12 protein-coding genes are annotated in these 12,561 nt (G+C 76.6%); 9 read left to right on the top strand and 3 right to left on the bottom strand.

Going from position 1 to position 12,561, the window contains the following annotated elements; all coding sequences use genetic code 11:
• Positions 1 to 22: 22 nt before the first annotated feature.
• Positions 23 to 661, top strand: a complete 639-nt coding sequence (locus D459_RS30355; protein WP_017591170.1) for a nucleotidyltransferase family protein — start codon at positions 23 to 25, stop codon at positions 659 to 661.
• An 820-nt stretch (positions 662 to 1,481) separates the two neighbouring features.
• Here the strand turns inward: D459_RS30355 and D459_RS0101260 are convergent.
• The 3 genes from D459_RS0101260 to D459_RS0101270 form a co-directional block, all read right to left on the bottom strand.
• On the bottom strand, positions 1,482 to 4,139 hold the full coding sequence (locus tag D459_RS0101260; protein WP_026119954.1) for a protein kinase domain-containing protein: 2,658 nt from the start codon (positions 4,137 to 4,139) through the stop codon (positions 1,482 to 1,484).
• 195 nt (positions 4,140 to 4,334) lie between these two features.
• Positions 4,335 to 4,604 (bottom strand): DUF2470 domain-containing protein, encoded by a 270-nt coding sequence (locus D459_RS0101265; protein ID WP_051065294.1) that lies wholly within the window; start codon positions 4,602 to 4,604, stop codon positions 4,335 to 4,337.
• 313 nt (positions 4,605 to 4,917) lie between these two features.
• The gene (locus tag D459_RS0101270) at positions 4,918 to 5,472 is read right to left on the bottom strand and encodes a YceI family protein (RefSeq protein WP_017591172.1); all 555 of its coding nucleotides are present in this window, start codon (positions 5,470 to 5,472) and stop codon (positions 4,918 to 4,920) included.
• A 349-nt stretch (positions 5,473 to 5,821) separates the two neighbouring features.
• Here D459_RS0101270 and D459_RS0101275 point away from each other — a divergent pair, with 349 nt between their 5' ends.
• From D459_RS0101275 to D459_RS0101310, 8 genes are all read left to right on the top strand, one after another.
• Positions 5,822 to 6,526 (top strand): SseB family protein, encoded by a 705-nt coding sequence (locus D459_RS0101275; RefSeq protein ID WP_017591173.1) that lies wholly within the window; start codon positions 5,822 to 5,824, stop codon positions 6,524 to 6,526.
• A gap of 102 nt (positions 6,527 to 6,628) precedes the next feature.
• Positions 6,629 to 7,456, top strand: coding sequence for a prepilin peptidase (locus D459_RS0101280; protein ID WP_017591174.1), 828 nt, complete (start codon positions 6,629 to 6,631; stop codon positions 7,454 to 7,456).
• 62 nt (positions 7,457 to 7,518) lie between these two features.
• Positions 7,519 to 8,697, top strand: coding sequence for a chorismate synthase (gene aroC, locus D459_RS0101285; protein ID WP_017591175.1), 1,179 nt, complete (start codon positions 7,519 to 7,521; stop codon positions 8,695 to 8,697).
• Positions 8,698 to 8,744: 47 nt separating this feature from the next.
• A complete protein-coding gene (locus tag D459_RS0101290) occupies positions 8,745 to 9,269 on the top strand; it encodes a shikimate kinase (protein WP_017591176.1) in 525 nt (174 codons plus the stop codon).
• Positions 9,266 to 10,351 carry a 3-dehydroquinate synthase gene (gene aroB / locus D459_RS0101295; RefSeq protein WP_017591177.1) on the top strand — a complete coding sequence of 362 codons (1,086 nt, stop codon included), beginning with the start codon at positions 9,266 to 9,268 and terminating at the stop codon, positions 10,349 to 10,351. Before D459_RS0101290 ends, aroB begins: the two co-directional genes overlap by 4 nt.
• Positions 10,352 to 10,539: 188 nt before the next feature.
• Entirely contained in the window at positions 10,540 to 11,103 is a 564-nt protein-coding gene (gene efp, locus D459_RS0101300) for an elongation factor P (RefSeq protein WP_017591178.1), read from the top strand.
• Between the two features lie 40 nt (positions 11,104 to 11,143).
• Positions 11,144 to 11,557: a transcription antitermination factor NusB gene (nusB, locus tag D459_RS0101305; RefSeq protein WP_020380012.1), complete on the top strand. Its 414-nt coding sequence runs from the start codon at positions 11,144 to 11,146 to the stop codon at positions 11,555 to 11,557.
• Positions 11,558 to 11,766: 209 nt separating this feature from the next.
• Positions 11,767 to 12,558 (top strand): methyltransferase domain-containing protein, encoded by a 792-nt coding sequence (locus D459_RS0101310; RefSeq protein ID WP_017591180.1) that lies wholly within the window; start codon positions 11,767 to 11,769, stop codon positions 12,556 to 12,558.
• The last annotated feature ends 3 nt before the right edge of the window (positions 12,559 to 12,561 follow it).

Consider the following 12,561-nt stretch of genomic DNA (forward strand, 5'->3'; position numbering starts at 1 on the left):
CGGCGGTGAGGAAGGGGACGGCATGTCCGAGGACCGACGCCCGCGGGTCGCCGGGCTGCTGCTGGCGGCGGGGGCGGGAAGCCGGCTCGGCCGGCCCAAGGCCCTGGTGGAGCTGGCCGGGGAGCGCCTCGCCGACCGGGGCGCGCGGATGCTGCGCGAGGCCGGGTGCGCGCCGGTGCTGGTGGTCACCGGTGCGGCCGAGACCGCCGTCCCGGGCGCCTCGGAGGTGTGCAACCCGGACTGGGCGAGCGGCATGGGCTCCTCGCTGCGGGCCGGACTGGACGCGCTGCCGCCCGGCGGCGCCGACGCGGTGGTGGTGGCCCTCGCCGACCAGCCGCTGGTCACCGCGGCGGCGGTCCGCCGGCTGATCGCCGCCGCCGAGGACGGGGCCGAGGTCGTCGCGGCCTCCTACGCCGGGCGCGCCCGCAACCCGGTGCTGATCCGCCGGGAGCACTGGCCGGCCGTGCACGCCATGGCCGAGGGCGACGTCGGCGCCCGCCCCTTCCTCCGCGCCCACCCCGGCCTGGTCACCCAGGTGGCCTGCGACGACGTCGCGTCCCCCGACGACATCGACACCCCCGAGGACCTGTACCGCCTGGAGGCCCTGCTCGCCGCCGCGCCCGCCGCCCGTCCGGAGGACGAGGACCCCGGCCCCGCCTGACCGGCCGCGACCGGTCCGCGGACCGGCCCGGGGCCTCCGCAGAACGGGGAGGGGGCGCGGCGGCCCGCCGGGACCCGCCGCCCGGCCGGGCGCAGAGCGCGGAAGGCCGGAGGCCGGGTTTTCCCGCCGCCTTCGGCCTCGCGGGCCGAGGCCCGTGCGCCGCCGCTCCCAGGGGCCGGAGAGGCGGGGAGGACTCCGCCGACCGCCTCGGAGGCGTTCGTATGCAGGAGGCGGCTCGACGCCCTGGAGCATCGGCCGCGGCTTCCCCGGGGCGGCGGTGGGGCAGGGGAGGCCCCGAACCGGTTCCCCGGTGCCCGGGAGCGGGCCGGCCACGGAGGCCGCCGGCCGGGGGCGGCGGATGCAGCGGGCCGGGCCCTTCGGCCGGGCGGTGTCGCGGTCATGGACGTGGAGGGGCGGGGAGGGGGCGGCGCGGCCGGCCCCGTCGGTCTCTTTTCCGGCGGTCTCCCGCCGGGCGGCCGGTGGGGTGACAACCATTTCATCGGCACCTCTCGATGATTCTCCGTTGCCATCGCCTCAGGCGGTTCGGCGATCCGGCGCATGCAGGGCGTTCACCGTCAGAGCGCCTGGAAGCGGGCGCACCTCGAAGAGGGCGCCGCTTCCAGGCGCCCGGAGAGGAGAAACGCCTCGTGGAGACCGCGTGAGACCTCGCTCTTCGGAGCCGGCGGCGGTCGGTGAAGCAGGAAGGAGACCAGCGAGAGGAACACTGGGATTCACTCAACGGCATGCGGCGTTCACGGAGGCGGCGGGGCGGCCGCGTCTCCGGTGCCGGTCTCCGTCCGGGGCCGGTGGGGTGCGCGGTTCAGCCGAGTAGGCCGTCCAGCGGGATGAGGACGCCCGCGCCCAGGGTGAGCAGGCCGTTGGCGAGGAGCACGACCGCCATCGCCACGGAGCCGGCCACGGAGAGGCGGTAGGCGGCGAGCTGGGTGCGGGCCTTGCGCTTGCGGGAGGCGGCGGTCCGGCCGAGCAGGATCAGCACCACGCCGAGCAGCACCGGCAGCCACCACTGCGACCCGGCGTCGCCGGGCAGCAGGCCGGTCAGGCCGCTCGCCGCGTCGGCGACCGCGGAGACCGCCGGGCTCTCCCGGAAGTCGAGCAGCCCCTGGTAGGCGCCGAGCACCGCGGGGCTCTCCGGGTAGAAGCCCTCCGGCGGGAGCATCGACCGGCCCGCGCCGTCGACCAGGCCGAGCACCGCGGCGGGGTAGGCGAAGCGGCGGCACCGGCCCGCGCTCATCGCGCGCTCGATCTGCCGCATGCCCCGGTCCACCTTGCGCTGCTCGCCGGCGCGCGGCGGGACGCCCTGCGGCCGCCGGGCGGCCAGCGGGTCGTAGGGGGCGTTCGGCGGCCGCTGCCGGTCGCCGGCGCCGTCCCGGGAGTCCGCGCCGCCGTGCGGCAGCCGCTCGCGGACCTGGGTGAGCGCGGTCCCGGCCTTGGCCCGGGCGCCCTCCCAGCGGGCGCGGCGCCGGTCCCTGCCCTCGGCGATCTCCCGGCGGCGGGTCTCCGCGCCGACGGCGGTGGCGACCGGCATCAGCAGCGCCACCGTGACCAGCGCGGCGTTGGTCGCGATCTCCCCCGGGGCGCCCAGCGCCGTGCTCCGCTGGGCCCGCCACCACTCGGCGTGCCGGGCCGGGCCGCGCTGCGCCGGGTTCCACGCCTGGGCGCGCAGCGCCCGGCGCTCCCTCGGCGCCGCCTCGGGGTCCAGCACCAGCTCGGCGGCGTGCGCCCAGGCGCCGTCCCACACGTGCCCGCCGACACCGGAGAAGTCCCCGGCGCCCTCCTCGGTGAGCCGCCGCACCGTCGCCTCGGCCTCCGCCATGACCAGCGGGACCTCGTGCTGCACCCGCTCCAGCAGGGCGCAGCGGCGGGCGCCGTCGTCGTGGCAGCCGGGGTGGTCGCACCAGTGCCGGGCGGCGTACTCCAGGGCCCCGCTCCGCACCGCCTCGCGCAGCACCGCGTGCCGGGACCGCTCGCCGGTGGCCAGCGCCAGCACCCCCTCGGCGCTGACGTCGTGCCCGCGGAACCGGGGCGTCATCCCGGGGATGAAGTGCGCGGCGAGCGCGCTGATCGCGGTGTGCGCCAGCTCCGGGCGGTCCTGCAGCGCGCTCAGCAGGGAGCGGTCGAAGGTGTAGTCGTTGACCTCGCGGTCCAGCCAGGTGCGCAGCGAGGACCAGTGCGTGCGCAGCCACACCTCGCCCTTGTCGGACCGGTCCAGCAGGTCGAAGGCGAGGCTGGGCGGGTCGTGGTGGACCGCGTCGGCGAACACGATCGGGGCGTTGCGGCGGGCCCGCGCGACCACCGGGGTCTCGCCGTCCAGCCACTGCCGCACCTGGGCGTGGCCCCAGCGCTCGTCGGGCACCGGGGCGAGCAGGCCGCGGGCCAGCAGCCGCCACCGCTCGTCGGCGACGGCGGAGACGTCGATCTCCGCGCTCCGCGCGGTCAGCCAGTTCTCGCCGCGCGGCGGCCGTCTCCCGGCGGCCATCTCGTGCACGATCACGCCCAGCGACCACCAGGCGGCCGGAGCCTCCCGGCGGCCCTCGACCACCTCGGGGGCGGCGTACTCCTCGGTGATGGCGAGCCGGCCGTAGATCCGGCTCATCGTGGCCCGCACCGCGCCGCCGAAGTCGGTGAGCGCGTAGGCCGGCGGGTCCGCCGAGCGGACCAGCAGGTTCTCCGGTTTGACGTCGGTGTGGTTGTGCTGCAGCTCGGTCTGCCAGTGGTGCAGGCACTCGGCGACGCCGGCGAGGACGGCGCGGGCCTCCTCCTCGGGCAGCGGGGCCCGGTCGAGCACGGACCGCAGCGACCCGTCGGGGAAGTACTCCTGCGCCTCCCAGGCGACCTCCTCGCCCCAGGCGCTGCGCGCGTGCCCGTAGCCGTGGATCGCCGGGGTGTGCGGGTCGGCCTCGCCGCGGGCGCGCAGCCGCTCCAGCAGCTCCCGGTTGATGTCGTGGCCGGGGCGGTAGACCTTCAGCGCGAGCCGGGTCCCGCCGCCCTCGCCGCCTCCGCCCCCGCTCCCGGCGTCCTTCGGCTCGGCCAGGTAGACCACGGCCTCGCCGCCGGAGCCGATGTGCCCGAGCACGGTGTAGCGCTCGCGGACCTCGGCCGGGACGGCGTAGTCCAGTTCGCCGGCGGGACCCACCACGGCCCGGGTGACCAGGCGTGCCGGGATCCCGGTGACGGCGCCGCAGGCCCGCCGCCACCACGGCGCCGGGCCGGTGCGGTCGCGGTGCACGGCGGTGGCGTCCAGCGGGCGCGGCGCGGTGCGGGTGCGGTCGATCCGGGCGGTGCGCCGCGGGTCCGGGAGCACGCCGGTGGGCTCCGCGTCGCCCTCCTCCCGGGGGCGCAGCATCCGGGTGATCCGCTGCGTCGGCCCCGGCGCCTTGCCCTGCCCCGGGTCGAGCCGGGTGGTCGGCGCCGCCGGGTCGGAGGGGCGGACCGGGTCGGACTGGTTCGGATCGGCCATCGTGCGAGCGCTGTCCTTCGTTCGCGGTTCTTCGCCCGGGCCGGCCGGCGCGGACGGGGGAATGCGGACGGGAACGGGCTTGTGCCCCCTCCAGACTAGTCCGCCCGGGCGCGGCGGGCGGTGGGGCGGAACCCCCATTCTTCCCCTAAGTGATGTCCGGAACCGGTGGCGCCGGGAGGCGCGGTCCCGGCGGGGTCAGCCGTGCCCGCCGCGCCCGGCGTCCGGGTCGATGCCGAGTTCGGCGCAGGCCTCGCGGTAGAGCCGGACCACCTCGCGGCGGATCTCGGCGCGCTCGGTCAGCGGGCGCCCCCAGGGGATCCGGACCGCCTTCTCGGTGCCGCCGACCGTGGCCGCGAAGTCGCCGCCCTCGCCGTCCAGCCCGGTCATCCGGGCGGCGGAGGCGTCCGGGACGCCGCCCAGGGCGCGGCAGATGACCAGGGTGTCCTCGGGGTGGTCGCCGTTCATGTGCGCGGTCACCGCGCGCACGACGTCGGGGCCGAAGGGGTTCGGGGCGCTGGGCACGGCGGGCTCCTGCCTTCCGGTCGGGGCGTGGACGCGCGGAGGGGCCGCGGGCGCGGCCCCTCCGAGGCTATATGACGGCGCGTCGTGAAAGCGGTCGGGGCGGCCCCGCCCCGACCGCTGCCCGGAGAGGCCCGCCCCCGGCGATGACCTTGACGTCCATCGGACCGCGTTGACAGGCCCGCAACGTCGAGATCATCGGGGAGGAGCGGCCGGCCGGGCGCTCTCCGGCGCCGGCCGCCCCTTCCCGGTCGGCGGTCTAGCCCTGGTCGAGGATGAACTCCGCGTCGATCTCGATGTTGATCCGGTCGCCCACCACCACGCCGCCGCCGTCCATCGGCATCTCGATGTCGACCCCGAAGTCCTTCCGGTCGATCCGCCCCTCGGCGCGGAACCCGGCCCGCAGCGGCCCGCCGGGGTCCCGCCGGGTCCCGTTGAACTCCAGCTCCAGCTCGACCGGCCGGGTCGTGCCCTTGATGGTCAGGTCGCCGGCGAGCAGGAAGGCGTCCCCGGCGGCCCGCACCCCGGTGGAGGCGAAGGTCCACTCCGGGTACCGGGCCACCTCGAAGAAGTCCGCCGAGCGCATGTGGTCGTCGCGCTGCCGGTTGTGCGTGTCGATCGAGGAGGCGTCGATGGTGGCCCGCACCTGCGCGGCCATCGGGTCCTCCGGGACGGTCAGTACGGCGTCGAACACGTCGAAGCGGCCGCGCACCCTGCTGATCATCATGTGCCGCACGTTGAAGCCGACCTGCGAGTGCGCCGGGTCGATCCGCCAGGTCCCCTGGGCGAGCCCGGCCCCGGACGTCTCGGTCATTTCCCAACCCCCTGTTTCGGGCGATCCTCCGCGCGGCCGATTCCCCTCCCCGGGGCGTCCGCGCGGCGCGGAGGGCGGCGGAGCGCGCGCCGGGACCGGCCGGACCGCTGCGGCGCGCCGCGCCCCGGCGCCCGGGGACGGCTCCGGGCCGTGAGCGGGCGGGGAGCGGCCGTGACCGGTCGGTACCGATTCTGCTGGAGCGGCTCCCAACGGCGGGCAAGGGCTCGGCAACGGGAGGGCCACGCACCGGCCATGGGCCCTGCCGCCGGGGTGACATCCGACTCGCCCGAAGGGGGCAAAGCCCGTTCCGGTCACTGCCCGCCCGCCCCGGTGGGTAGAGTCGCCAAGCGTGACCAGACCGACCATCACCGGTGCTCAGCGCTTCCTCGACGACGACGGCTCGGCCGACCCCGAACTCACCGCCCGCCTGGAGAAGTACGCCCGCGGCGAGGTCGGGGACCGCCAGGTCCTCACCGCCCTCGCCCCGTCCCGCCTGCTCATTCCCGTGGTCGCCGTCCCCACCGAGGTGGAGGAGGGCGCCGGCGGCCTCAAGCGCGACAAGAAGAGCGAGGTCGCCACCCCGGTCATGGTCGGCAAGGACGGCCGCCGCGGCGTCCTCGCCTTCACCTCGGTGGAGGCGGTGAAGCGGTGGCGCGCCGACGCCCGGCCGGTGCCGGTCCCGGCCGCCGAGGCCTGCCAGGCCGCCCTGGACGAGGGCGCCGACGCCGTGGTCGTCGACGTCGCCGGGCCGGTCAACTTCGCGATCCAGGGGCGCTTCCTCACCGTGCTGGCCGAGGAGGGCAGCGTCCCCGACCCCAAGGACGACCCCCAGGTCCTGGCCAAGATCTACCGGGTCACCCACACCGAGTTCGGCATCGAGCGGGTCCGCATCCACGACTCCGAGCGCGCCGACATCGGCGTCCGCCTGGAGCTGGACAAGCGCGACGACTCCTCCATGCGCCGGGTCGCCGACCGGCTCGCCGCCGAGCTCGCCCCGATCCTCCCCGGCGGCGTGGAGCTCAGCGCCGTGGTCCGCGCCCGCCGCGCGGACTGACCCCGCCCCGGGCCGGGCGGCACCCGCCCGGCCCGCGCCGGGCCGGGCACAGGGCCCGGAACGCGGAGATCGGCCGCGGACCGGTCCGGTAGGTTGCCGGACATGTCCCCCTTCCCCTACTCCGACGTCGTCCTCGCGCTGGCGCTGGCCCCTCTCGGCGCCGCCGTAGGGGCGGCGCTCGGCCGCACCGTGGCGCTGTTCGGCCCGCACGACCCGGAGCCGGACGACGACTCCGGCCCGCCGCCGCCCTCCTGCCCGCACTGCGCGGCGGAGATCCCGTTCCTGCGCGGGCTGCCGCTGCCCGCGGTGCGCGGGTTCGCGCTCCGCGGCGCCTGCCCGTCCTGCGGCCGGACCGTGCCCGCCTCCGCCGCCACCGCCGTGCTGACCGCGGCGGCGTTCGCCGCGCTCGGCCACGCCTTCGGCGGCGGCCTGGGCGGCGGCTCCCCGGTCGCACTGGCGGCGCTGCTCCTGCTCGCCGCGGTCGGGGTCCCGCTGGCGGTCATCGACGCCCGGGTGAAGCGGCTGCCCAACCCGCTGGTGCTCCGCTCCTACCTCCCCGCCGCGGCGCTGATCGCCGCGGCCGGGCTGACCTCCGGGCCGGACTGGGACGGGCTGGCCGGCGCGCTGATCGGCGGCGCCGCGCTGTACGCCTTCTACTTCGCGCTCTGGTTCATCCATCCGGCCGGGATGGGCTGGGGCGACGTGAAGCTCTCCGGCCTGCTCGGCCTCTACCTGGGCTGGCAGGGGATCGGGAGTGTGGTCTCGGCCACCGTGCTGGCCTTCACCGTCTCCGCGCTGCTGGGCCTGGGCCTGATCCTGCTCCGCCGCGCGAACCGGAAGACCGAGATCCCGCTGGGCCCGTTCATGATCGGCGGGGCCCTGGCGGTCCTGGTCCTCGGCGACCCGCTGCCGCTGCTCATGGCGGCCTGAACCGGGCCCCGGCGCCGGGTCCGGTGTATCCCGCGCCCCCGGGGCATGGGAGGATCATGGTCATGTTGCGCTGGCTGACCGCAGGGGAGTCCCACGGCCCGGCCCTGGTCGCGATCCTGGAGGGCCTTCCGGCCGGCGTGTCCGTCACCACGGACGACATCGCCGCCGCGCTGCGCCGCCGACGCGCCGGGTACGGCCGGGGCGCCCGGATGAAATTCGAACAGGACGCCGTCACCGTCATCGGCGGCGTCCGGCACGGCCGGACCCAGGGCGGTCCGATCGCCATCGAGGTGGGCAACTCCGAGTGGCCCAAGTGGGAGCGGGTGATGTCGCCCGACCCGGTGCCCGAGGAGGAGCTGGCCCAGGCGGCGCGGAACGCCCCGCTCACCCGGCCCCGGCCCGGCCACGCCGACCTGGTCGGCATGCAGAAGTACGGCCACTCCGAGGCCCGGCCGATCCTGGAGCGCGCCAGCGCCCGGGAGACCGCCGCCCGGGTCGCCGTGGGCGAGGTCGCCCGCCGCTTCTGCGAGCAGGTGCTGGGCGTGCGCATCCTCAGCCACGTGGTCTCCATGGGCACCGTCTCCGTCCCGGAGGGCACCCTCCCCGGCCCGGACGACCTGGAGCGGATCGACGCCGACCCGCTGCGCGTGCTCGACCCCGAGGCCAGTGCCCGGATGGTCGCCGAGGTCGACGACACCAAGAAGTCCGGCGACACCCTGGGCGGCGTCGTCGAGGTCCTCGCCTACGGCCTGCCGCCCGGCCTCGGCAGCCACGTGCACTGGGACCGGCGCCTGGACGCGCGCCTGGCCGGCGCGCTGATGGGCATCCAGGCGATCAAGGGCGTCGAGGTCGGCGACGGCTTCCGCACCGCGGCCCGCCGCGGCTCGGAGGCGCACGATGAGATCGAGCCCGGCCCGGACGGGGTCCGGCGGCGCACCAACCGCGCCGGCGGCGTCGAGGGCGGCATGACCACCGGCGAGCCGCTGCGGGTGCGCGCCGCGATGAAGCCCATCGCCACCGTGCCGCGCGCGCTGGACACCGTCGACGTGGCCACCGGCGAGCCCGCGCAGGCGCACCACCAGCGCAGCGACGTCACCGCGGTGCCCGCCGCGGGCGTGGTCGCCGAGGCGATGGTCGCCCTCGTGCTCGCCGAGGCCGCGGTGGAGAAGTTCGGCGGCGACTCGGTGGCCGAGACCGCCCGCAACCTCCGCTCCTACCTGGACTCGCTGGCCATCACCTGAGACGCGCGGCGGCCGCGCCCCGGCGCGGCCGCCGGAGGAGAAACCCGATGAGCACACCGATCACGGTCCTGATCGGCTCGCCCGGCGCGGGCAAGTCCACCGTGGGGCGGGCGCTGGCCGAGCGGCTGGGCGTCGCGCTGATGGACACCGACGACGAGATCGAGGCGCGGGCCGGCAAGCCGGTCTCCGACATCTTCGTCGAGGACGGCGAGGAGGCGTTCCGCGCCCTGGAGCGCGCGGTGGTCGCCGAGGCCCTGGCCGGCTGGCCGGGCGTGGTCGCGGTCGGCGGCGGCGCGGTCGTGAACCGGGAGACCCGCGCCGACCTCGCCCGCCACCACGTGGTCTACCTCCAGGTCGACTTCGACGACGCGGCCCGGCGGGTCGGCCTCAACCAGGCCCGCCCGCTGCTGGCCGGCAACCCGCGGGCCCGGCTCAAGAGCCTGCTGGAGGAGCGGCTCCCGGTCTACGAGGAGCTGGCCACCGCCACGGTGCCCACCAGCGGGCGGCACCCGGAGGAGGTCGTCGACGCGATCGTCGCCCTCCTCCCCGAACGGGACGGGGGACGCGCGTGAGCACCACCAGGATCGGGGTGGGCGGCGGCGCCGAGCCCCGCTACGACGTGGTCGTCGGCAGCGGGATCTTCGGCGAGCTGCCCGCCCTGGTGGGCGAGGGCGCCGAGCGGGTCGCGGTGATCCACCCGGAGCCCCTGGGCGAGCTGGCCCGGCCGGTGATCGGCGCGCTGGAGGCGGCGGGCAAGCGGGTGCTGCCGCTGCCGGTGCCCGACGGCGAGGCGGCCAAGGACGCCGCGGTCGCCGCCGGGCTGTGGGCGCGGCTCGGGCAGGCCTCCTTCACCCGCAGCGACGCGGTGGTCGGCGTGGGCGGCGGCGCCGCCACCGACCTGGCCGGGTTCGTCGCCGCCACCTGGCTGCGCGGGGTGCGCGCGGTGCTGGTGCCCACCACGCTGCTGGCGATGGTGGACGCCGCGGTCGGCGGCAAGACCGGCATCAACACCGCGGAGGGCAAGAACCTGGTCGGCGCCTTCCACCCGCCGGCCGGGGTGCTGTGCGACCTGGCGACCCTGCCCGGGGTGCCCGCCGCCGACTACATCGGCGGGCTCGCCGAGGTGATCAAGGCCGGGTTCATCGCCGACCCGGCCATCCTGGACCTGGTCGAGGCCGACCCGGAGGGGGCGGTCCGCCCCGAGGGGAAGCACACCCGCGAGCTGATCGAGCGGGCCGTGGCGGTCAAGGCCGAGGTGGTCTCCTCCGACCTCAAGGAGAGCGGCCGCCGGGAGATCCTCAACTACGGGCACACCCTGGGCCACGCCATCGAGCGCGCGGAGAACTACCGGTTCCGGCACGGCTACGCCGTCTCCATCGGGATGGTCTTCGCCGCGGAGCTGGCCCGCCTGGACGGCCGGATCGACGCCGCCCTGGTGCGGCGGCACCGGGAGATCCTCTCCTCGGTCGGCCTGCCCACCGGCTACGCCGCCGGGGCCTGGCCCGGCCTGCGCGACGCGATGCGGGTGGACAAGAAGGCCCGCGGGTCGGTGCTGCGCTTCATCGTCCTCGACGGCACAGCCCGCCCCTCGGTCCTCTCCGGCCCCTCCGCGGAGCTCCTCGACGCGGCCTACCGGGCGGTGGCCGCCGACTGACCGGGCGCTCCGCGACCCGGGGGTGAACATCGGCACCCGGCGGAGCCACTAGACTTCGGTGTGCGGACCGGTGCCGATGCCGCGCGCACGCCGGCACCCGCCGCGGAACGGGCCGCCCGCACCGGTGGTCCTCCGCCGGTGCGCCGGTCCCCGCAGACCTTTTCTCGACCCATGGAGAGACGACCGACGTGGCCACGACGAACGACCTGAAGAACGGCATGACCCTGAAGCTCGACGGCGGCGCGCTCTGGAGCGTCCTCGAGTTCCAGCACGTCAAGCCCGGCAAGGGCGGCGCGTTCGTCCGCACCAAGCTGAAGAACGTCACCTCCGGCAAGGTCGTCGACAAGACCTTCAACGCCGGCGTCAAGGTCGAGGTGGCCAACGTCGACCGCCGCGAGATGCAGTACCTGTACCACGACGGCGACTCCTTCGTCTTCATGGACACCGACACCTACGACCAGCTCAACGTCCCGGCCGAGGTCGTCGGAGGCAACTCCGACTACCTGCTGGAGAGCGCGATGGTCACGGTCGCGGTGCACGACGGCAACCCGCTCTACATCGAGCTGCCCGCCGCGGTCGAGCTGGAGATCTCCCAGACCGACCCGGGCGTCCAGGGCGACCGCTCCACCGGCGGCACCAAGCCCGCCACCCTGGAGACCGGCGCGGTCATCCAGGTCCCGCTGTTCATCACCACCGGCGAGCGGGTCAAGGTCGACACCCGCACCGGCGACTACCTCGGCCGCGTCAACTGATGGCGGACGATCTCCGGCGGGGCGAGCGAGGAGCGCAGCGGTGAGCGGGGCACGACGCAAGGCGCGCAGACGCGCCATCGAGGTGCTCTACGAGGCGGAGCTGCGCGGGGCCCCGGTGGGCTCGGTGATCGAGCGGCGCCGCGCCCAGGCCGAGCCGCCGATCAACGAGTTCACCGAGCACCTGGCCGCCTCCGTGGACGAGCACCAGGAGCGGATCGACGACCTGCTCAACACCTACGCGATCGGGTGGACCCTGGAGCGGATGCCGGTCGTGGACCGCAACATCCTCCGGATGGGCGCCTACGAGCTGCTGTGGGACGAGGAGATCCCGGACGGCGTGGCCATCGCCGAGGCGGTGGCCGTGGCCAAGGAGCTCTCCACCGAGGAGTCGCCGACCTTCATCAACGGGCTGCTCTCCCGGCTGATGGAGAACAAGGCGGAGCTGTCCCTCTGACCCGGCCCGGGGCCCGCGCACCGCGCGCGGCCCCCGGGGCCGGGCGGGGCGCCGAACCGCCCCCGCCCGCGGACCGGCCTCTGATATGTTGGCGCCGCCGGAGACCGCCCCGGACAGGCGGAAACGCGCTCGCGCAGGCGCCGCGCACCGGCCCCGGGCCGAGCGGCCCGCCGCACCGGGGCGCCCGCGGGCGCTAGGAAGGGAACTTCGTGAGCGACAAGGGCGTCGGCACCGCCGGGGGAGCCCCGGCCGGCACCGCAGCGGACCCCGGGCCCCGGGCGGCGCGCAGCGCCGCGGTCTGGGAGGAGCTCCGCGGGCTACTGGCCTCCCTGTCCGGCGCGGGCGAGGGCCCGCTGCGCATCGTCGACGCCGGCGGCGGCACCGGCGGCGCCGCGGTCCCGCTGGCCGCCCTCGGCCACGAGGTCACCGTCGTCGAGCCCAGCCCCGACTCGCTGGCCGCGCTGGAGCGCCGCGCCGCCGAGGCGGGCGTGCGGGTCCGCGCCTACCAGGGCGACACCCTCGACCTGCGCGCCCTGCTCCCCGAGGCCGAGGCCCACCTGGTCCTGCTGCACAACGTGCTGGAGTACGTGGACGACCCGGTCTCCGCCCTCGCCGACGTGGCGGGCGTGCTGCGCCCCGGCGGAGCGGTGAGCGTGCTGGCCGCCAACGCCTTCGCCGCCGCCCTGCACCGGGTGCTGGCGGGCGGCGTCGCCGAGGCCCACCGGATCCTGGACGACCCGGACGGCCGGTGGGGCGAGGGCGACCCGATGCCGCGCCGGTTCACCGCCGAGGGCCTCACCGGCCTCGCCGCCCGTGCGGGCCTGGTCGCCCCGCGGGTGCGCGGCGTCAGCGTCTTCGCCGACCTGCTCCCCGGCCGCTACGATGCGGGCCATGAGGACGAGGGGGCCCTGGCCGCGCTGGAGCGCGAGGCGGCCCGCCGGCCGGAGCTCGCCGGGATCGCCACCCAGCTGCACGTGGTCGCCTTCCGCCCGGAGGGCTGACCG

Source organism: Nocardiopsis potens DSM 45234 (assembly GCF_000341105.1).
Classification (GTDB): domain Bacteria; phylum Actinomycetota; class Actinomycetes; order Streptosporangiales; family Streptosporangiaceae; genus Nocardiopsis_A; species Nocardiopsis_A potens.

Bases quoted from the DNA above. Each gene is read 5' to 3' on its own strand.
- D459_RS0101260 (WP_026119954.1), bottom strand. From the start codon at position 4,139: ATGGCCGATCCGAACCAGTCCGACCCGGTCCGCCCCTCCGACCCGGCG.
- D459_RS0101280 (WP_017591174.1), top strand. From the start codon at position 6,629: ATGTCCCCCTTCCCCTACTCCGACGTCGTCCTCGCGCTGGCGCTGGCC.
- D459_RS0101270 (WP_017591172.1), bottom strand. From the start codon at position 5,472: ATGACCGAGACGTCCGGGGCCGGGCTCGCCCAGGGGACCTGGCGGATC.
- aroC (WP_017591175.1), top strand. From the start codon at position 7,519: ATGTTGCGCTGGCTGACCGCAGGGGAGTCCCACGGCCCGGCCCTGGTC.
- D459_RS0101290 (WP_017591176.1), top strand. From the start codon at position 8,745: ATGAGCACACCGATCACGGTCCTGATCGGCTCGCCCGGCGCGGGCAAG.
- D459_RS0101265 (WP_051065294.1), bottom strand. From the start codon at position 4,604: ATGAACGGCGACCACCCCGAGGACACCCTGGTCATCTGCCGCGCCCTG.
- D459_RS30355 (WP_017591170.1), top strand. From the start codon at position 23: ATGTCCGAGGACCGACGCCCGCGGGTCGCCGGGCTGCTGCTGGCGGCG.